The 18,571-nt window shown below is 66.9% G+C and carries 18 protein-coding genes; 13 read left to right on the top strand and 5 right to left on the bottom strand.

Annotated features, from left to right (window positions below; genetic code table 11):
* Window positions 1-377 precede the first annotated feature (377 nt).
* The 10 genes from ACOZ4I_RS05780 to ACOZ4I_RS05825 all read left to right on the top strand — a co-directional run bounded on the left by ACOZ4I_RS05780 (window position 378) and on the right by ACOZ4I_RS05825 (window position 10,935).
* Window positions 378-1,472, top strand: coding sequence for a hypothetical protein (locus tag ACOZ4I_RS05780; RefSeq protein WP_424003915.1), 1,095 nt, complete (start codon window positions 378-380; stop codon window positions 1,470-1,472).
* A 255-nt stretch (window positions 1,473-1,727) separates the two neighbouring features.
* Window positions 1,728-3,467: a glutamate--tRNA ligase gene (locus tag ACOZ4I_RS05785; RefSeq protein WP_424003917.1), complete on the top strand. Its 1,740-nt coding sequence runs from the start codon at window positions 1,728-1,730 to the stop codon at window positions 3,465-3,467.
* A gap of 148 nt (window positions 3,468-3,615) precedes the next feature.
* Complete coding sequence (locus tag ACOZ4I_RS05790) at window positions 3,616-3,987, top strand: Hsp20/alpha crystallin family protein (RefSeq protein WP_424003919.1); 372 nt, start codon at window positions 3,616-3,618, stop codon at window positions 3,985-3,987.
* 131 nt (window positions 3,988-4,118) lie between these two features.
* A complete protein-coding gene (locus ACOZ4I_RS05795; protein WP_424003921.1) occupies window positions 4,119-5,096 on the top strand; it encodes an alpha/beta fold hydrolase in 978 nt (325 codons plus the stop codon).
* A gap of 48 nt (window positions 5,097-5,144) precedes the next feature.
* Complete coding sequence (locus tag ACOZ4I_RS05800) at window positions 5,145-5,474, top strand: 4Fe-4S dicluster domain-containing protein (RefSeq protein WP_424003923.1); 330 nt, start codon at window positions 5,145-5,147, stop codon at window positions 5,472-5,474.
* A 130-nt stretch (window positions 5,475-5,604) separates the two neighbouring features.
* Window positions 5,605-6,459 carry an electron transfer flavoprotein subunit beta/FixA family protein gene (locus tag ACOZ4I_RS05805; protein ID WP_424003925.1) on the top strand — a complete coding sequence of 285 codons (855 nt, stop codon included), beginning with the start codon at window positions 5,605-5,607 and terminating at the stop codon, window positions 6,457-6,459.
* 2 nt (window positions 6,460-6,461) lie between these two features.
* A complete protein-coding gene (locus tag ACOZ4I_RS05810; protein WP_424003927.1) occupies window positions 6,462-8,117 on the top strand; it encodes an electron transfer flavoprotein subunit alpha/FixB family protein in 1,656 nt (551 codons plus the stop codon).
* Window positions 8,110-9,771 carry an FAD-dependent monooxygenase gene (locus ACOZ4I_RS05815; protein WP_424003929.1) on the top strand — a complete coding sequence of 554 codons (1,662 nt, stop codon included), beginning with the start codon at window positions 8,110-8,112 and terminating at the stop codon, window positions 9,769-9,771. Before ACOZ4I_RS05810 ends, ACOZ4I_RS05815 begins: the two co-directional genes overlap by 8 nt.
* A 5-nt stretch (window positions 9,772-9,776) precedes the next feature.
* On the top strand, window positions 9,777-10,136 hold the full coding sequence (locus ACOZ4I_RS05820; protein ID WP_424003931.1) for a hypothetical protein: 360 nt from the start codon (window positions 9,777-9,779) through the stop codon (window positions 10,134-10,136).
* Window positions 10,137-10,203: 67 nt separating this feature from the next.
* Window positions 10,204-10,935 carry an N-acetyltransferase family protein gene (locus ACOZ4I_RS05825; protein WP_424003933.1) on the top strand — a complete coding sequence of 244 codons (732 nt, stop codon included), beginning with the start codon at window positions 10,204-10,206 and terminating at the stop codon, window positions 10,933-10,935.
* A 27-nt stretch (window positions 10,936-10,962) separates the two neighbouring features.
* Here the strand turns inward: ACOZ4I_RS05825 and ACOZ4I_RS05830 are convergent, their stop codons facing one another.
* From ACOZ4I_RS05830 to tmcA, 5 genes are all read right to left on the bottom strand, one after another.
* The gene (locus ACOZ4I_RS05830) at window positions 10,963-11,937 is read right to left on the bottom strand and encodes an LLM class flavin-dependent oxidoreductase (protein ID WP_424003935.1); all 975 of its coding nucleotides are present in this window, start codon (window positions 11,935-11,937) and stop codon (window positions 10,963-10,965) included.
* A gap of 80 nt (window positions 11,938-12,017) precedes the next feature.
* The gene (locus ACOZ4I_RS05835; protein WP_424003937.1) at window positions 12,018-13,619 is read right to left on the bottom strand and encodes a class I adenylate-forming enzyme family protein; all 1,602 of its coding nucleotides are present in this window, start codon (window positions 13,617-13,619) and stop codon (window positions 12,018-12,020) included.
* A gap of 125 nt (window positions 13,620-13,744) precedes the next feature.
* Window positions 13,745-13,909, bottom strand: a complete 165-nt coding sequence (locus ACOZ4I_RS05840; protein ID WP_424003939.1) for a hypothetical protein — start codon at window positions 13,907-13,909, stop codon at window positions 13,745-13,747.
* Complete coding sequence (locus tag ACOZ4I_RS05845; protein ID WP_424003941.1) at window positions 13,906-14,403, bottom strand: DUF456 domain-containing protein; 498 nt, start codon at window positions 14,401-14,403, stop codon at window positions 13,906-13,908. The genes ACOZ4I_RS05840 and ACOZ4I_RS05845 overlap by 4 nt, the downstream gene beginning before the upstream one ends.
* Window positions 14,400-16,637 carry a tRNA(Met) cytidine acetyltransferase TmcA gene (tmcA, locus tag ACOZ4I_RS05850; RefSeq protein WP_424003943.1) on the bottom strand — a complete coding sequence of 746 codons (2,238 nt, stop codon included), beginning with the start codon at window positions 16,635-16,637 and terminating at the stop codon, window positions 14,400-14,402. The genes ACOZ4I_RS05845 and tmcA overlap by 4 nt, the downstream gene beginning before the upstream one ends.
* A 100-nt stretch (window positions 16,638-16,737) precedes the next feature.
* On the opposite strand from tmcA, the gene ACOZ4I_RS05855 reads away from it, so the two are divergent.
* From ACOZ4I_RS05855 to ACOZ4I_RS05865, 3 genes are all read left to right on the top strand, one after another.
* Entirely contained in the window at window positions 16,738-17,757 is a 1,020-nt protein-coding gene (locus ACOZ4I_RS05855) for an NAD(P)H-dependent flavin oxidoreductase (RefSeq protein WP_424003945.1), read from the top strand.
* Window positions 17,758-17,969: 212 nt separating this feature from the next.
* Complete coding sequence (gene rpl7ae, locus ACOZ4I_RS05860; protein ID WP_162411641.1) at window positions 17,970-18,332, top strand: 50S ribosomal protein L7Ae; 363 nt, start codon at window positions 17,970-17,972, stop codon at window positions 18,330-18,332.
* Window positions 18,333-18,343: 11 nt separating this feature from the next.
* A complete protein-coding gene (locus ACOZ4I_RS05865) occupies window positions 18,344-18,571 on the top strand; it encodes a 30S ribosomal protein S28e (RefSeq protein WP_162411640.1) in 228 nt (75 codons plus the stop codon).

Below are 18,571 nucleotides of genomic sequence, written 5' to 3' on the forward strand. Positions count from 1 at the left end.
AGATTGTTGGCCTCCTACGGAATTTAGGGGTCGGCAGATCTGCGTTATCAAATGATGAATCATTGCGCAGCTTTAAGAATCAGTATCAATTTTTATCAGATACGATGCGAAAAGAACGAGTATCTCGGCGTGAGTATTTGTTTGCTGCTACTACGGCTAGCACCCTCGGTATCGCTGGTTGTTCATCGGGGAATGACAACGGAACTGGGGGAGAGGGAACAGTTGAAACAAAAACCAAAACTGAAAATAGTACATCGGCCCCCTCGCATGATCAGATTGGCGAAACACGTCTCTCAACTGGGGAGACTCGACTCACCGTAAATGATGTAGTAGTCACACAGTCGTTGTATGCCATCGGCGACCACACTAACACCGCTATGAGTCCAGAAGGCGGGAAACAATTCGTTCTCGTTGATGTACAAGCCCGGAAACAAACTGAAAATGGGACGGTTCCGAAGAGGCCAGATTACAGAATTGAGACTGGATCGGCTTCCTACAGCATTGACAACGTCGATGTCGACAGTCTCAACCGACCAGTGAACGCCAGTTTGTATCAGGCCAGTGGTGGGTTTACAACGCCTGAAATCGGTAGCACGACTCGTGGATGGTTAGTGTTCGAAATTCCTGCTGACGCTTCCAGTGGAACACTACGGGTGCGTGAGATGCGAACCCAGGATGACGAACCGGTGGCTTGGAAACTTCAATTTGACGATGAAAAAACAATCACATTCGCAGAAAATATTCGATTCCCCGCAGAGGCCGAGGTAGCTTCTACTGTGGATGCTACGGTCTCGATCAAGAACACTGGCGGCAGGACCGGTAGATATGCTACCGAAGTAACTTCCGATCTTCTTTCTAAGAGTCGCACCCTTGAGTATACGATCGAAGCAGGCGAAAGCAAAGAAGAAGAGATCGAACTGGCTGTTGACGGATACCATCAGGGAAGTGCTGGTCTCTCGGTCAGCTCAACAAATACGTCAACCATGGATATAGTTGCACCAGAGGTGGAGTTGGGAGACACGTGGACAGGTCCACAAGGGGTTAAGTATACTGTCTCAGACTTTGAACTTACGCAATCGCCAGAATTCAAGGGATCTTACAGTACATTGAAAGTAGCTGATGGACAGCAGATTGCCGTCGCTAAGTTTACTGTGACAAATCCGACGACAGATCAGCAAGATCTCCCTGAGCGGTGGGAAGAGCCATTGACGATAGTATCGGGGGACACGACCTATCCAAACATTGGGGGCCGTTCAGCAGACGACCTACAATTCACATCACCAGTAGATGGAACTGTGTATCCCCGTACTGCGACACACTTTGAGGTGGGTGCCGAGGTGTCGGGAATTCTTCCATTCTATCTGCCTGCTTCCGTTTCGAGAGATGACATTGAGATCAGACTCTCTCACGAAAATTCGGGGAATAGCATCACTTCGGAAGGTCGCGAAGCCAGAGCTATTTGGACACTCTAGCATAAGCTATCTTATATCAGGGGGCAGTTGTTGTAAATTTCGCATAGTCACAATCCGGAAATTTTAACATAGTGTTGGAAATATGTCTTGATCAGGTCTAGCCAGTTCTGAGTCCTTGGATGCCTGTGGTCTCGGTCTGCCGAGCGAGGCGAAGCGTTGCAGACAATTGGATATGTGAACTCTGGTATCACACCCTGTCTCAGTAGCTAGCCGAACCCGACGGCGTTTTGACCCTCCCAGCCGCAGGTCCCGGTAATGGACGACGAGCTGCGAGACCGCGTCAGGGAGGCGGCGGAGACGAACGCTCTCCTCAACGCAGTCAAACACGACAGCGAGGCACAGGTCGGCGCGATCATGGGGCCGCTCATGGGCGCGAACCCCGAGTTCCGCGAGCACGGCGACGAGATTCCGGGCGTCATCGCGCCGGTCGTCGAGCGCGTCAACGGGATGAGTAGTTCGGAACGGCGGGAGCGGCTGGCCGAACTCGCCCCCGAGAAACTCGAAGAGCTGGAGGCCGAGGACGAGGGCGAAGACCACCCGCTGCCGGACCTGCCCAACGCCGACGAGTACGACACCGTCCGAATGCGCGTCGCGCCAAACCCCAACGGCCCGTGGCATATCGGCCACGCGCGGATGGCGGCCGTCGTCGGCACGTACAAGGAACGCTACGACGGGGAGTTCATCTGCCGCTTCGACGACACCGACCCCGAGACGAAGCGCCCGGACCTCGACGCCTACGGCGCGATTCTGGACGCCATCGGCTACCTCGGCTTCGAGCCGGACGACGTGGTGAAAGCCAGTGACCGCGTCGAGACGTACTACGAGTACGCCCGCGACCTCATCGAGTTGGGCGGGGCCTACACCTGCTCGTGCCCGCAGGGCGAGTTCTCCGACCTGAAAAACAGCGGCGAGGCCTGTCCCCACCGCGAGAAGGACGCCGAGACCACCCGCGAGGAGTTTGAGGCGATGGTCGACGGCGAGTACGACAGCGGCGAGATGGTCCTGCGGGTCCGCACCGACATCACCCACAAGAACCCGGCGCTCCGGGACTTCGTGGCCTTCCGTATCGTCGACACGCCACACCCGCGCGAGGAGGCGGCCGAGTACCGCTGCTGGCCGATGCTCGACTTCCAGAGCGGGCTCGACGACCACCTGCTGGACGTGACCCACATCATCCGCGGCATCGACCTCCAGGACTCCGCGAAGCGCCAGCAGTTCGTCTACGACTACTTCGGCTGGGAGTATCCCGAGGTCATCCACTGGGGCCACGTCCAGGTCGACGAGTACGACGTGCCGCTGTCCACGTCGAGCATCGCGGAACTCATCGAGGCCGGCGACCTCGCGGGCTGGGACGACCCCCGCGCGCCGACCGTCGCCAGTCTCGAACGGCGGGGCATCCGCGGCGAGGCCGTCGTCGACGCGATGATTCAACTGGGCACGTCCACCTCGAACGTCGACCTCGCGATGTCGTCGATCTACGCCAACAACCGCGAACTGGTCGACGACGCCTCGGACCGCGCGTTCTTCGTCCGCGACGACGACGCCCACGGCGGCCTCGTCGAGCGCCAGGTCGTCGGCGGTCCCGACGCCGGCGAGCCGCCGCTGCACCCCGACCACGAGGAGCGCGGCCGCCGCGACATCCCGGTCGCGGGCGGCGTCGTCGTGGAGGGCGACGACCTGCCGCCCCACGGCGAGCGGGTCTGGCTCAAGGGCTACGGCTGCGTTCGCCACACGCGCGACGCCTTCGAGTACGCCGGCGACGACATCGACGCCGTGCGCGAGGAGGGCGTCGACGTGGTCCACTGGGCTCCCGCCGACGGTCCCGCGCTCCGCCTGCGGACGATGGACGGCGACGTGACGGGCGTCGCCGAGCCCGGACTGCTCGGCTACGACGCCGACGCGGTCGTCCAGTTCGAGCGCATCGGCTTTGCCCGCCTCGACGACGTGGCCGAGGACCCCGAAACGGAGTCCGTCGCGTACTTCAGCCACCCCTGAGTGGCCGCGCGCTCGGTCGACTGCTCGCCGGTTCGTTCCGACGCAGTCTGAATTGGTCCTTCGTCGCTTCGTGTTAACTCATTGCATAATCGGAAAGATTTTTATCGAACCGCGACACTAGTGTCAAATGGATACGAGGTGATGTCCGATGGCTCTGCCAACCACAACACCGAGTTCGTGGATGCGGGGTCTGGACCTCCCATCTCGCCTGTTCGAAACCGGTAGTGACGACTACGAACTGTACGAGGAGGACGGGGAGTTCGTCCTTAGCGTCGAGCTACCCGGCTTCGACGTCGAGGACATCGACGTCTCCTGGGACGATGGAATGTTGAACATCGCCGCCGAGCGCGAGGACGAACAGCGGAGCCAGCGGCGGACGTACCACCGCCGCTTCCGCTTCCCGAAGCAGGTCGACGACGACGGCATCGCCGCGAGCTACACGAACGGCATCCTCGAAGTCCGCCTCCCCGTCGAGACCGAGGCGACGACGCGCGGCAAGCGGATCGAGATCGAGGCGTGACTCCACCGCGGCATGCACCGCCCGATACCCGCCGCTTTTTTCGCACCGCGTGGCATCTGAATCACTGGTGAAAACGACCCTATTCGCCCGATGGCGACGGGCTTATGGGGCAGACGACCGGATGCGTATTTGTGACAGACAGCGCTCCGTCGACGGTGACAGTGCAGCGTGATCTGCCCTTCCACGAGGCCGACGGCGAGACGCTGGCGCTCGACCTGTACGACGACCCGGCGGCGACCGGCCCGAAGCCCGTCGCCGTCCTGGTCCGCGGCGGCGCGTTCTGCTGGGGCGACAAGGGCGAGTTCGCGCGCCACGCCATCGACCTCGCCGCGGAAGGCTTCCTCGTCGTCGAGCCACAGTACCGCCTCGCTCCCGAGTGGACGTTCCCCGCGGCGCTAGTGGACGTGAAGGCCGCAATCGAGTGGGTCCGGGCGGAAGGCGACGAGTACGGCGCGGACACCGACCGGGTCGTCGGCGTCGGCCACTCGGCCGGCGCGAACCTCGTCGCCCTCGCGGCGCTGACGGCGGACGAACCCGGTTTCGAGCCGGAGGCCTACCCGGGCCGCTCCTCGGCGCTCTCGGCCGTCGTCGGCTACGCCGGGGTGTACGACTTCCCGTCGCTCGACGCCGCGACGGGCGATGGCGAGCAGTTCCACCGGCAGTACCTCGGCGGTGGCCCCGAAGACGAACCGGCAGCTTACGATCTCGCCTCGCCGGTCGCACAGGCCGGCCCGGACGCGCCGCCGACGCTGTTGCTCCACGGCGACGCGGACGAGACGGTCCCGCCGTCTCAGTCGGCCCTGCTCGCCGACGCGCTGTCGCCGGTGGCCGACGTGACCCACGAGACGCTGTCGGCCGACCACGGCTTCCCGTTCCACGGCGCGCACTACGACGACGTGTTCGAGCGGACGCTCGCCTTCCTGCGCCGCGTCGGCCTCGCCGGAGCGGGACCGACGGACGGGCCCGCCGACGGAGTTGGGGGTGCTGACGACGGAATCGGTGGCGCTGACGACCGAATCGGAGGATCCGGTGATCCGTCGCGCTCCGGCCTCGGCGACCCATCGAGCCGACGCGGACCGGACGACCGCCGCGGCGACCCGGGGTTCTGACCGGAGGTCGAACAGTTAAGTAGCTCGCATCAGTGTGGTTAGATACCAATGGCCATAGACCCGGAGTTCGAGGACAACCGTGAGGTAGTCGAACAGCACGAGGGCCACAACGTCTGGGGCCCGGTCGACGAACCGGACGAACTGGGCATCCACGGCACACACGTCGCCGTCGACTTCGACATCTGCCTCGCAGACGGCGCGTGCCTGGAGGACTGTCCGGTCGACGTGTTCGAGTGGGTCGACACGCCGGGCCACCCCGAGAGCGAGATCAAGGCCGACCCGGCCCACGAGGACCAGTGTATCGACTGCATGCTCTGTGTCGACGTCTGTCCCGTCGACGCCATCGACGTGGACCCTGGCCGCGCCGGTCGCATCTGAGCGCGCGCCGACCGTTCGAGTTCTGTTCGTCCCTTCGTTCCAGCAGCGGCCGGTACTGTCAACTGGAATTGTAAACATAAATTTATTACCGACTCCTGTGTGAGATACGGTCACGAGGGTCGTGACAAAAATGCGCACAGTAGTGTTGACGAAGGGCGTTCCGGACTTCCGCGAGGGACAGGTATCGTTCGACGAGGAGGGACACCTCGAACGGGGGAAGACTCCCACGGTGATGAACCCGAACGACAAACACGCGCTGCGGGCCGCGTTCCAGACGAAAGTCCGCAACGGCGGACAGGTGTCGCTGATGAGCATGGGGCCGCCGGGCTACGAGGAGGTCCTGCAGGAGGGGATGGCGGACGTGTACGCAGACGACCTCTATCTCCTCTCCGACCGCGAGATGGGTGCGGCCGACACGTGGGCAACCGCGATGACGGTCGCGAGCGGCCTCCAGAAACTGGACGAGGAGCCGGATCTGGTGTTCGCGGGCTTCAAGACGGCCGACGGCGAGACCGGCCATACCGGACCACAGACCTGCTGGTGTCTCGACTGGCCGATCATCACGCACGTCCTCTCGCTCGACATCGACGAGGACGAGCGGACTGTGCGGGCCAAGCGACTGGTCGACGGCGACATCTCCGAGATCGAGACGGTCGAGGCGCCGATGCCGTGTTTCATCGTCGCGGACCCGGAGTTCGAACCCACCTACCGGCGCGCCAGCCACCGGCTGAAACACAAGGACCTCCGCGAGGAGACGAAAGAGCGCGCCGAGGACTACGAGGAGCACCTCACGGTCTGGGACCACTCCGACCTCAACCTCGACCCGGACTACATCGGACTGGACGGGTCGCCGACCATCGTCGCGGGCGTCGACCCGATTCCCAAGGCCCCCTCCGAGCGGGAGGCGACGGTGATCGACGGCGGCGCGGACGAGGAGATGGAACAGGTACTCGACGAACTCACGCCGTACGCGGCGGGTGACTGACGATGGTCGAATACGATCCAACTGAGTACGAAATCGCCGACCTCGGACCGAAGATCAAAGACGTCGACGACGCCGACGAACTGCGGGAGATGCTGGAACTGGAGGAGGGCGGCGAGGACCGTGTGCCGGTCAAGACGCTCATCGAGGACCGCATCGAGAAGGTCGAGGACGAGGGCGACGGAGAACTAGACCCGGAGACCGTCGATCTCGCCGCGCTGACCGTCGCCGACGTGGCGAACATGGTTCGGGACATCGACGACGCCGAGGTGCTCCGTGACCTCTTAGAGCGCGAGGAGGCCGGCGAGGACCGGAAGACGGCGAAGTCACAGATCGAGAGCCGCATCGAGTCCGTCGAGGGGAGCGACGAGGAGGCGGGCGAGGTCGAGTACGTCCCGCCGGAGGAGAAGTATCCCGAACTCGACCATCCGACGAACGACAAGCAGTGGGTCGAGGGGACCGTCGGCGCGGAGTACCGCGACATGTGGGTCTACTGCGAGACGCAGGCCGGCGACCTCGTGGACGTCTCGAAGGAGATGCTCGGGAAGGCCCGCGAACTGATGGACACCTACAACGCGGACTACGACGAGGAGGAGCGCGTCGTCGCGGTGCTGATCGGGGCCGACGCCAGCGACCACGTCGACGACGTGATCGCCTACGGCGCGGACCTCGTCCTCTATCACGAGGACGACCGCCTCGAGCGCTTCCGCCACCAGCCCTACACCGAAATCTTCTGTGACATGGCCCGAGCGGGCGGCGACCTGGCCGCCGAGGGCCGCGAGGCGGTGGACTGGAAGGACTACCACGAACCGCGCTACACGGTCTTCCCGGCCACGAACAACGGTCGGGACCTCTCGGCGCTCGTCCAGGGCGAACTCGACTCGGGGCTGGCCTCGGACTGCTCGGGGCTGTACATCGAGAACGCGATGATCTCGAACCCCGCGAAGGTCGGCACGGCCGGCGACAAGAAGGAGTTCGGTCGCGTCCTGCACATGAAGCGCCCGGACTTCTCGGGCTTCGAGTACTCGACCATCCTCTGTATCGACAAGCCAAACCGGGACTTCCACCCGCAGGGGGCGTCCGTCATCCCGGGGAGCTTCGAGATTCCCGATCCCGACTTCGAGCGCGAGGCCGAGGTCGTCGACTACGAGATGGACCTCGACGACGAGTGGTTCAAAGTCGAGGTCGAGGAGTTCGACCGTCTCTCGGGCGGCGTCGACCTCACCGGGAACGACGTGGTCGTCGCCGTCGGCCGCGGCATCGGCGACGATCCGACGACGGGCATCGAACTGGCGCTGGACCTCGTGGACGCCTTCGACGAGGCCGACCTGGGGCTCTCGCGGGGCGTCATCACCTCGTCGTACTCCTTCGACAGCCACGTCGAGCAGTACGTCACCGAGGAGCGCCAGATCGGTGAGTCCGGCCAGGAGGTCGAACCGGACGTGTACATCGCGGCGGGTATCTCCGGCGCGATCCAGCACAAGGTCGGCTGCGACGAGTCGGACACGATAATCGCTATCAACACCGACCCGGACGCCGACATCCGCGACTTCTCGGACTACCTCATCGAGGGCGACTTGTTCGAGGTCCTGCCGCGCCTGACGGAGGCGGTCGAAGCGGGCGATCTCGGCGCGGTCGTGGGGGAGGTCAGCGATGACTGACGCCTACGAGGAGTACGAGGCGGTCGTCGTCGGCTGTGGTCCCGGCGGGGCCGCGGCGGCGGCGAATCTCGCGCGAAACGGCGTCGAGACGCTCGTCCTCGAACGCGGCGTCGACGCCGGGTCGAAGAACGTCTCCGGCGGCCTCATCTACGCCGAGGAGTCGGCCCCCTACACTATCGACGGGCTCTTTCCCGGCTTCCGCGAGGAAGCGACCGAGCGGCCGGTCACCGAGAACTACATCCACAACGTCGCCGGCGAGAAGGTCAAGACCTTCGACATCGGCGACCTCCACCACCACGACACGGCGTGGGCCGACGCGGTGCTCCGGCGGAAGATGGACTCCTGGCTCGCCCAGCAGGTCCACGAGCGCACCCGCGAGACCGGCGGCGGCCTGCTGACGGAGGTCCACGTCACCGGTCTGCTGCGCGAGCGCGGCGAGATCGTCGGCGTGACGACCGAGGAACTCGACCCGATCAAGGCCGATCTGATCGTGGCGGCCGACGGCGTCAACTCCGAACTGGCCCGGGACGCGGGCCTGATGGACTGGGAGGAGCCCGAAGAGTGGTTCCAGGGCGTCAAGGCCGTCGTGGACGTGGAGCCGGATGTCATCAACGAGCGCTTCGACGTGGACCCGGACGACGGCGCGGCCCACCTGTTCTCGGGCGACCTCTTCGACGGCGTCCGGGGCGGCGGCTTCCTCTACACCAACGAGTCGTCGCTCTCCATCGGGACCGTGTTCCACCTCGATTCCATCGCCGAGGAGGAGGCCGAGCCCCACGAACTGCTGGACGGCCTACTCACCCACCCGCTCATGGCCCAGTGGCTCGGCGACGAGTACGACGAGCGCGAGTACAGCGCCAAGCTGGTGCCGGACTCGAAGAAGGCGGCCCACCCCTCGCCCCACGAGGACCGCCTCGTCCTGGTCGGCGACGCCGCCGGCCAGATGCAGGCTCAGGGCCCCATCATCAAGGGGATGAACCACGCCGTCACCGCGGGCGCGCTGGCCGCCGAGGCCTTCGCCGACGCCCGTTCGCGTAACGAACCCCACCGCGCCGGCGAACTGTACGAGAAGAAGCTCCACGACGAGGGCGTGATGGACAAACTTCGGCCGACCCGCTACGAGGTGTTCGGACGGCTCGGCGAACTCGGGCCGGTCGACGACATCTCGAACAGCGTCGCCGAGTCCGCCGTCGGCCGCTTCGGCGTCCGGGCCGCGTCGGGCCTGCTCGAACGGGCCTACTCCTCGCCGACGCTGGTGTCGATGATCCCGGACACCAAACTGCCCTACGTGACGCTACCAACGGTCATCGCCGAGGAACTCGGAGAGGTGGTCGACGACGAGAACACCGTCTCGCCGCCGGACCTGGCCGACCGCATCGGCGACTTGACCTACGACGTGGGCGACCCCCACATCGAACTGCTCGACAAGTCCTTCGAGGCGTCGGGGACCGCGGTCACGGCCTGCCCGGTGAGCGCGAAGGACTTCGGCGGCGGCTGTTACCGCGACGAGCGGGTCCAGACGAACGGTAGCGAGGAACACCTCGTGAGCCTCGACACCCAGCCCTGCGTCGAGTGCGGGACCTGCGCGGTCGTCGCCGACACCGAGTGGGAACACCCGGCCGGCGGGAAGGGGGTCGAGTTCAAGCAGGGCTGACCGCCGTGAGCCACCAGTACCACGACCGGATTCGGGCGCTCTCCCGGCGCGCCGAGGCGGCCCGCGAGTCGCTGGACCCGGACCCGCCGGACGACGAGCGCGCGATGACGCTGCTCCGGGAGGGCTTTGGCCCCACCGTCGCGCTGTACTGCGAGGCCCGCACCGGCGGCACCTGGGTTCGGTTCTCCGAGGCCGAGTTCGAGCGCCTGGAAGCGACGATGAACGACTGGCTCGAGTGCTACGCCGCCTGCTACGGCGTGGAGTTAGCCGGCTCCTACGCCATCAGGGAGGCCGCGGAACTGCTTGTCGACACCCACAACGCCCGCGACGTTGCGCAGGTGCTGACCGGCGTTCCGGAACGGTAGCGGCCCGTTACCTGAAGTAAACGATCTTTGATAAAGGACTAAGTACTGTCTCGTGGTAACGTTCAACATGGAGCTCACAGAACAGCTGCAGTTCGATCACGAGGACCGCAAGGACATCTACGAGTACGTCGAATCGCACGGCTCGGTCGAGCCGTCGATGGCTCGGTCGGCGTTACAGATGGAGCCGCGGCCGTTCGGCCACCACGTCGCGATCCTCAAGCGCGACGGCGTCCTCGAAGAGATCGACGGCGAGTTGCGGATCGCCTACGACGACACCGTCGAAGAGGAGTTCGAGGCCGACGACATCGAGTTCACGATTCGGCAGGCCCGCCAGGAGGACCTCACCGGACTCGTCGGGGCGATCCGAGCCGCCATCGGCGGCGGCGAGTACGTCAACGCCGAGACGGTTGCCGACGTGGTCGACTCCGAGGGCGTGCTCCTGCGCCACAACGAACTGGAGTCGCGCATCTTCTTCGTCGCCTGCATCGACGACGACGTGGTCGGCTGGGTCCACCTCAAGCACCCGGAGATCGAGAAGCTGAGCCACACGGCCGAGCTCACGCTGGGCGTCCTCGAACAGTACCGCGGGCACGGCATCGGCTCGCAACTGCTCGCCCGCGGGACCGAGTGGGCGGCCTCCCACGGGTACGAGAAGCTGTACAACTCCGTGCCGTCGACCAACGAGGACGCCATCGAGTTCCTCTCGACCCACGGCTGGGACACCGAAGCGATCCGCGAGGACCACTACAAGTTCGGCGACGACTACGCCGACGAGGTGATGATGGAGATCGACCTCTAGGGTCCCGATCGACATTCGCCGGCGACGCTAACTCGGCCCGAGTGCGTGAATCGTCTCCCGAGCGAGGTCCCCGTCTACCTGCTGTGGCACCGTTATCAGTAGCCGGTCGATAACCGAGTCCTCGGTCACTAACCGAACCTTCTCTCGCGCCTGTTCCGGCGTCCCCGCGATTCCGAGGTCGGCCAGCATCTCGTCGGTCACCAGTTCGGTGGCTTCCCCCCGGTCGCCCGCACCCCACGCTTCCGCGATTCGCTCCGCGCGATCCGGGTACGCCGACGCGACCGCGCGGCGATACCCCTCGCCGCTTCCCACGTAGTAGGCGACGTGCTGGCGAAGCTCGGCAGCGGCCCGGTCGGGGTCGTCGTGGACGACGGCCGGAACGTACGGCGCGACGGTTATCTCGTTCGGGTCGCGGTCCGCCTCCCGCGCGGTCTCCGCGACGTATTCGAACGACGATTCGAGTTCGGAGAAGGGAATCATGTGCGGGAGCCAGCCGTCGGCGAGCCTGGCGACGACCCGCCTGTTGGCCGGGCCGAGCGCCGCGTGGTAGACGGGAACGTCGCGACCGAGCGGCGGGACGCCCTCGACGGACAGTACCTCGCCGTCGTAGGTCACCCGATCGTCGCTCGTCAGCAGTCGCTTCACGATGTCGATGGCCTCGTGAGCGTGTCGAACCGGTCGGTCGAAGGAGGCGCTGTGCATACTCTCGACGGAGCGTTTCGTGCTCGTGCCCAGCCCCAGGACCGCGCGGCCGTCTGACACCCTGTCGAGCGTCGCCGCGGTCATCGCAAGCACGGCGGGGGACCGCGAGAAGACGTTCAGGATCGCCGTTCCGATCTCGATCTCGTCGGTACGGGTCGCGATGTCGGTTAGCTCCACGACGGAACTGGCTCCCCACAGCTCGTTGAGCCAGACTGAGTCGTAGCCGTGGGTCTCCGCCTCGACGGCGAGGTCGATGGTGCTGAAATCGTCGACGCGCGGGACGACCACTCCGAGGTGCATGGTCGGACCGACCGCCGGAACCATAATAAAGAATCGTGCTGGACCAGTCGCAACACGCCACCGCTCGGCTCCGCCCGCGCTCACTCCTGGCCGATCATCCGCTCCTGTTCCTCCCAGTACTCCTTGCGGAGCTCGTACTTCTGGATCTTGCCGGTCGCGGTCTCGGGGAGCCCGTCGCGGAAGTCGACGCCGGCCGGGAGCTTGTAGCTCGCGACGCGTTCCCTGAGGAAGTCGAGGATCTCCCGCTCGGTCGGCTCCTCGCCCGGCGTCGGGACCACGATGGCCATCGGCGTCTCGCCCCACTCCTCGCTCGGGACGGGGATGACCGCGGCCTTCTGGACGCCGGGGTGGTCGTAGAGCGCGTCCTCCAGTTCGATGGAGGAGATGTTCTCGCCGCCGGAGATGATGATGTCCTTGCGGCGGTCCATGATCTGGACCATCCCGTCGTCGTCCCACGTCGCGAGGTCGCCGGTGTGGAAGTATCCCTCGACCTTGGCATTGAACGCTTCGTCGGTGATCTCCGGCTTGTTGAGATAGCGGTCCATCACCTGATTCCCGCGGACGACGACCTCGCCGATGGTCGACCCGTCGCGGGGCACGTCCGCGCCGTCGTCGTCGACGACGCGGATCTCGGTACACAGCGCGGCCGCGCCCTGCCTGACCTTGAGGTCGCGCCCGTGCTCGGCGATCCGCCGCGGGGAATTGCTGGTCGTGATGACCGGGGCCGTCTCGGTCAGGCCGTAGATGTGGATGATGCGCCAGCCGAACTCGTCCTCGACGCGCTCGATGGTCGCGGTGGCGGGGGCGCTGCCCGCCGTCGCGATGCGCACGTCGCGGTCGCCCTGCGTCTCGATGTCGCCGTCGTTCGCGCGGTAGTGCTGGACGAGCTTGTTCAGCACCGTCGGCGCGCCACACATGAACGATACGTCGTACTCTCGGACCCGGCGGAAGGTCTCCGCGGCGTCGAACGTCCGCTGACAGACGTGGGTCCCCCCGGTCCCCGTTATCGCGTAGGTGTGGCCCCAGCCGTTGCAGTGGAACATCGGGAGCGTCCAGAGGTAGGTGTCGTCGTCGCGGATCTCCATGTGCTGGTTCAGCACGAGCGCGTGCCAGCTCTCGGTCCGGTGGGTCCTGACCACGCCCTTCGGATCGCCCGTCGTTCCCGACGTGTAGTTGATGCTGGCGTCGTCGTCCTCCGAGATGTCGGGCCGGTCCGGCTCGGCCGTCGGCTGGCCGTCGAGCAGGGTCGCGTACTCCTCCCAGTCACCGTCGATGCGGTCCGCCTCGTAGCCGACGAACGTCTCCGCCGGGACGGCGTCACGTACCGGCTGGACCTTCTCGGCGAACGCGTGGTCGGCGATAATCGTGGCCGCGTCGCAGTCGTTCAGGATGTACTCGATCTTCGCCGGGTCGAGCCGGTAGTTGAGCGGGACGAACACGCCGCCGAGCTTGTTCGTCGCGTACAGCGTCTCGATGAAGTAGTGCGTGTTCGGCGCGAGGACGGCGACGCGGCTCCCCTGGGAGACGCCGCGCTCCGCCAGCGCGTGTGCCAGGCGGTTCACCCGCTCGTTCACTTCGGCGTACGTGTACTCGGTTCCGTCGTGGGCGACGATCCCTGTCACGTCGTCGTAGAGGTCCACGGCGCGGTCCAGGAAGTCGAGGGTGCGCATCTCTCGTTTCATGATAACACTCCACAAGCAACGTTCGTATCGGTTTATTATTATATTTTCTTCGAAGAGAGTCGTCGATCTGCGAACTGACGGCGAACGATTCCTTCGTGAGAAGTCAGCTTGCCGAACGGATCGATTCAGGGCCACTCGTCCTCGCGCCCCTCCAGCGGGTGGGGCACGACGCCGTCCTTCTGGGCCCAGACGCGGGCGTGGGCCGGACACACCACACGGTTCGCGTCCCAGGGGATGTGGAGTTCGACCGCGGCCTCGGCCTCGCAGTCGGCTTCCTCGCACTGCGTCATAGGAGTGCGACCGCGAGCATGGCTACCAGTATCGAGCCGGTCAACAGGGCCTGGACGATGCCGGAGGCCAGCATCCCTGCCGTCGTGACGAGCGCGGCCTTCGCGCTTCCCCGGGCGTCCTCCTGGCGGTAGAACTCGACGGCGAACACGGTTCCGGCGACGCCGAGCAGGACGCCGAGCGGGCCCGTGACGAAGAAGAGGACGAGGCCGACCACGCCGGCCAGCAGCGCCGTCCAGTTCGACGCGCCGCCGACGCGCGCGGCGACCGCGCCGCCCGCCCAGTCGACGACCCACGTCAGCACGGCCACGAGCGTGAGCGCGGCGAGCAACAGCGCGCCGGGGTCCGTCATCCCGCTCGCGTACCAGTAGGTGTAGACGCCGGCCAGCGAGAGCAGTGCCCCGGGGACCTGCGGCGTGAGGCTGCCGACGACGCCGCCGACCAGCAGGGCGAAGGCGACGACGATCAGGAGCGCGTCGAGTCCGAGCGCGATCATCGGTGTCTGTCGAGTTCCTCCGTGACCGACCTGTCGCCGTACAGCCGCGTCAAGCTTTCGACGGCCCCGCCCAGCGCCCGCATGCACTCGCGCCGGGAGACGAAGTCGAGTTCGTCGGTCACCGACAGCCACGGTTCCGCCTGCAGGACCTTTCGGACGAGCAGGCGCTCTTCGCGGTCGGTCAGCGCGTCCGGGTCCGCCGGGTCGAGCAGGTGTCGCAGGGTCAGGTCGCGGAACGGCGTCGGATTCGTGTCCATGATCGACGCGCCGCCGGGGACGCCCGCGACCAGTCGCCACTCCCACGCGGACAGCGACAGGTCCGGTTCGGCGTCGGCGGCTCGCAGGACCGCACGGACCACGTCCGGGTCGCAGTCCGCGAGCGCGTCCGACAGGACCGCGGCGATGCGGTCGCGGAACCACGCGGCGTGGCGCTCTGCCAGCGCCTCCCCCGCCGGCGAGCAGGGGTCGATCATGACAGCGGAGTACTCGCCGCTGGTGTCGTTGCGCGAGGTCGAGAGGTGGACCGTCCCGTAGCCGTTCGCGTCCCAGAAGCGGACCAGCTCCGGGGTCGCGCCGTAACCGACGCCCAGCCAGTCCACCTCGTCGTCGAACTCGGCCTCCACCTCCGAGAGGAGCCGCGAGCCCAGCCCGCGCGAGCGGACGGCGGCGTGGGTCGCGATGCGCAGCACGCGCTGGCCGACGGGGACGCCCGCCCCCTCGTCGCGCAACTGCGTCGTCAGCACGTCGGGGAGCATGTTCCCGCGAATGCGCCCGCCGCCGTACATCGTCGCTCGCGTCTCGGCCGAGAGGCTCCCCTCGCGGGCCAGCAGCGCGACGGCGACCACGTGGCCCTCGCGGGTGAGCGCCCTGACGGTGAGGTTCGGCGCGTCGAGCAGTCTCGCCAGGTCGGCCGGCTCCGTCCGGTAGTGGGCCAGCACGAGCAGCCCGAACGCCTCACCCAACAGGTGTTCGTCGGCGAGGAGGTCGGCCGTCGAGAGCCGCCGGTACTCGACGGTCTCCGGCGTCGCGTCGGTGACGAGCGGGTCGACGGGGGGCCGCGCGTCCAGCAGCAGCGCCCGGAAGGCCCACACCTCGACGGGGTCCGCGTCGCCGTACCGAATCGGCGTCGTCATCGTCGCGTCGATCACTTCGTGATCGCCGTCGGCGAGTCGGTCGCGAAAGCGCACGGAGAAGCCCCGCCCGGCTCCTTCGTAGCCATGGACGGTCGTCGTGAACGCGACGGCCGGCGCGTCGAGGAACCGTTCGAGCCGCCGGACCGGCAGGGCGGCCGCCTCGTCCACGATGACCGCGTCCGGGCTCTCGGGGAGGTCGACCGCCGTCGCCGGCGGACAGAACCGGACGCGGCCGCCGCCGTCGAGCGTCAGCGACCGGGGCGAAGATGCCTGGTCCCGGGTGTATCCGACGCCGAGCGCGTCCAGCAGGGCCGCCGCCCGCGCGAACACCTCGGCGGCGCTTCGGTACCGCGGTGCGGTCACCAGCACGTCACGCCCCTCGGCCGCGAGGCTCCCGGCGGCCAGTCCCGCGGCGCTCGACTTCCCCCTGCCGCGGTCGGCCTCGACGACCACCGCGGTCCCGGCGTCGCGGAGCGCTTCGAGGGACTGCACGGCGTCACGCTGGTCGTCGGTGAGACAGTGTGCGTACGCCTCGTCGGGGAACGCTGCGTCTTCGGGAGGTGTCGGCGGTGCAGTCGGTCGGCGCGGCGGCGGGTCGGTCAGGCCGTCCGCCTCGACGGTGTCGGAATCCACGTCGACGATGGCGATGCCGCGGTGGGCGCGCAGCGTCTCGACGAACCGCCGACGGAAGTGGCCGGTCACGTCTGCCGTCTCGAAGGGCGGCACCGCGAGCGTCTCGTCGAAGCCGTCGCACTGCTCGGGAAACGTCTCCAACGGCGGCGCGAGCAGGACGTACAGTCCGCCGCCGTCGACCGCGCCAACAGAGCGTCCGACGGCGTTCGGGCGGAGTTCCGCGTGAGCGTCGAGGACGACTGCCGTCCGCGTCCGGCCGAGCAGTTCCTCCGCGCGCGATTGCTCGTGGCGCTCGCAGTCGAGGAACGGTTCAGGGCCGAGAACGGTCGTCTCCGACAGCGGGATGTCCGCCGCGTCGAGGGCCGCTTTCGCGCGTGCTCGCGTCCGCTCGGGGTCGCCCGCGAGCACGAGCAGTCGCCGCTCGTTCGACCGCCGCGCCTCCTCGCGGAGCGACCGCGCGATGTCCATACCGGTGGTGGACGGCGAGTCGACATGGGCCTGACGGTCGGACCGGTCGCGGCGGGCGCGAGCCCCGACGTTTTTCGGTCGCCCGGTTCGGAGAGCGGACATGGCATCCCTCCAGACAGCGCTCTGTGACGCGCTCGGCATCGAGCACCCGGTCGTTCAGGCCCCCGTCGGCAGCGTCTCCACGCCGGAACTGGCCGCCGCGGTCGCCGATGCCGGCGGCCTCGGCATGCTCGCGATGTCGTGGCGCGACGCCGAGGCCATCCGGGAGGCGTACGAGACGGCCGCGGCCGCCACCGACGGCGTGGTCGGCGTCAACGTCGTCCTCGACGACGCGACGGGGCAACTCCCGCCGTCGGCGTGTCTCGACGCCTGTCTGGACGCCGGCGCGTCGGTCGTCTCGTTCTCTTTCGGCGACGCGGGCCCGTTCGTCGACCGCGTCCACGAGGCCGGCGGCACGGCGATGGTGACCGTCGGCAGCGCCGCCGAGGCCGAGGCCGCCGTCGACGCGGGAGCCGATATCGTCGTCGCCCAGGGCCGAGAGGCGGGCGGGCACGTCCAGAGCGAGGTGACCACCATGGCGTTACTTCCCCGCGTGGTCGACGCCGTCGACGTGCCGGTCGTCGCCGCCGGCGGACTCGGAGACGGGCGCGGCCTCGCGGCGGCGCTGACGCTGGGCGCGGACGGCGGCTGGCTGGGCACCCGGTTCGTCGCGACCGCCGAGTCCGGCGCGCACGAGGACTACCGCGACCGACTCGTCGCCGCCGACGAGACGGCCACGCGATACACCGAGCTTTTCAGCCGCGGGTGGCCTGACCAGCCCCACCGCGTGGTCGAGACGGCGGAGGTGGCCGAACACGCCGTCGAGTCGGACGAGGCGCGGCCCGCGGCGGACGCTGACGAGCCAGCTACCGTCGCCCGAACGCCCGACGGCGACCCCGTCGAGCGATTTGCCGACCTGCCGCCCCTCGAGGGGATGGACGGCGACCTGGATTCCCTCCCGCACTACGCCGGCCAGAGCGTCGGTCTCGCGGACGGCGTCCCAGCCGCCGGAACGGTCGTCGACCGCCTCGTCACCGACGCCGCCGCCGCGCTGTCCGATGCGGCCGACCTGACGCGATAGGGAGACCGCCCGACAGCGACCGTGTGGCGGGCTGGCACGGGATTTCGGCTTCGAAAGCGCTTTTAGGGCCGGTGGCACAGAATTGGGTACAGCCTGCGCCGAGTTGATGATGCTCCCAGCCTTCTCAGGACAACACGCCATCACGGCGTGACGGGCGCGCGCCCGGACACGGCGGGGGAGCCTGAGCTCGCGTGCAGGAGGTGAACGTAAAAATGCCAGTATACGTAGATTTCGACGTTCCCGCGGACCTCGAAGACGACGCCCTCGAGGCGCTCGAGGTCGCCCGGGACACAGGTTCGGTAAAGAAGGGTACCAACGAGACGACCAAAGCCATCGAGCGCGGCTCCGCCGAGCTCGTCTTCGTCGCCGAAGACGTCCAGCCCGAGGAGATCGTGATGCACATCCCCGAGCTGGCCGACGAGAAGGGTGTCCCCTTCATCTTCGTCGAGCAGCAGGACGACCTCGGACACGCCGCCGGGCTCGAAGTCGGCTCGGCCGCCGCGGCCGTCACCGACGCCGGTGAGGCCGAGGCCGACGTCGAGGACATCGCCGACAAGGTCGAGGAGCTTCGGTGAGGTGACCTCGGATGAGCGCTGAGGAATCCGAAAGCAGCGGTTCCACGCCCGCTGAGGTCATCGAAGTCGTGGGCCGAACGGGGATGCACGGCGAGGCCATGCAGGTCAAGTGCCGCATCCGCGAGGGCGAGAACCAGGGGCGCATCATCACGCGCAACGTTCTCGGCCCGGTCCGCGAAGGCGACGTGCTCCAGCTCCGCGAGACGGCTCGCGAGGCCGACTCCATCGGAGGACAGTAA

Origin of the sequence: Haloarcula salina, from assembly GCF_049603855.1 — an archaeon.
Taxonomy (GTDB): domain Archaea; phylum Halobacteriota; class Halobacteria; order Halobacteriales; family Haloarculaceae; genus Haloarcula; species Haloarcula salina_A.

What these genes read in the sequence shown, in the direction of transcription:
- ACOZ4I_RS05780 (WP_424003915.1), top strand. Translation starts at nt 378, where the DNA reads ATGAGTCCAGAAGGCGGGAAACAATTCGTTCTCGTTGATGTACAAGCC.
- ACOZ4I_RS05785 (WP_424003917.1), top strand. Translation starts at nt 1,728, where the DNA reads ATGGACGACGAGCTGCGAGACCGCGTCAGGGAGGCGGCGGAGACGAAC.
- ACOZ4I_RS05790 (WP_424003919.1), top strand. Translation starts at nt 3,616, where the DNA reads ATGGCTCTGCCAACCACAACACCGAGTTCGTGGATGCGGGGTCTGGAC.
- ACOZ4I_RS05800 (WP_424003923.1), top strand. Translation starts at nt 5,145, where the DNA reads ATGGCCATAGACCCGGAGTTCGAGGACAACCGTGAGGTAGTCGAACAG.
- ACOZ4I_RS05805 (WP_424003925.1), top strand. Translation starts at nt 5,605, where the DNA reads ATGCGCACAGTAGTGTTGACGAAGGGCGTTCCGGACTTCCGCGAGGGA.
- ACOZ4I_RS05810 (WP_424003927.1), top strand. Translation starts at nt 6,462, where the DNA reads ATGGTCGAATACGATCCAACTGAGTACGAAATCGCCGACCTCGGACCG.
- ACOZ4I_RS05815 (WP_424003929.1), top strand. Translation starts at nt 8,110, where the DNA reads ATGACTGACGCCTACGAGGAGTACGAGGCGGTCGTCGTCGGCTGTGGT.
- ACOZ4I_RS05825 (WP_424003933.1), top strand. Translation starts at nt 10,204, where the DNA reads ATGGAGCTCACAGAACAGCTGCAGTTCGATCACGAGGACCGCAAGGAC.
- ACOZ4I_RS05830 (WP_424003935.1), bottom strand. Translation starts at nt 11,937, where the DNA reads ATGCACCTCGGAGTGGTCGTCCCGCGCGTCGACGATTTCAGCACCATC.
- ACOZ4I_RS05835 (WP_424003937.1), bottom strand. Translation starts at nt 13,619, where the DNA reads ATGAAACGAGAGATGCGCACCCTCGACTTCCTGGACCGCGCCGTGGAC.
- ACOZ4I_RS05840 (WP_424003939.1), bottom strand. Translation starts at nt 13,909, where the DNA reads ATGACGCAGTGCGAGGAAGCCGACTGCGAGGCCGAGGCCGCGGTCGAA.
- ACOZ4I_RS05845 (WP_424003941.1), bottom strand. Translation starts at nt 14,403, where the DNA reads ATGATCGCGCTCGGACTCGACGCGCTCCTGATCGTCGTCGCCTTCGCC.
- tmcA (WP_424003943.1), bottom strand. Translation starts at nt 16,637, where the DNA reads ATGGACATCGCGCGGTCGCTCCGCGAGGAGGCGCGGCGGTCGAACGAG.
- ACOZ4I_RS05855 (WP_424003945.1), top strand. Translation starts at nt 16,738, where the DNA reads ATGGCATCCCTCCAGACAGCGCTCTGTGACGCGCTCGGCATCGAGCAC.
- rpl7ae (WP_162411641.1), top strand. Translation starts at nt 17,970, where the DNA reads ATGCCAGTATACGTAGATTTCGACGTTCCCGCGGACCTCGAAGACGAC.
- ACOZ4I_RS05865 (WP_162411640.1), top strand. Translation starts at nt 18,344, where the DNA reads ATGAGCGCTGAGGAATCCGAAAGCAGCGGTTCCACGCCCGCTGAGGTC.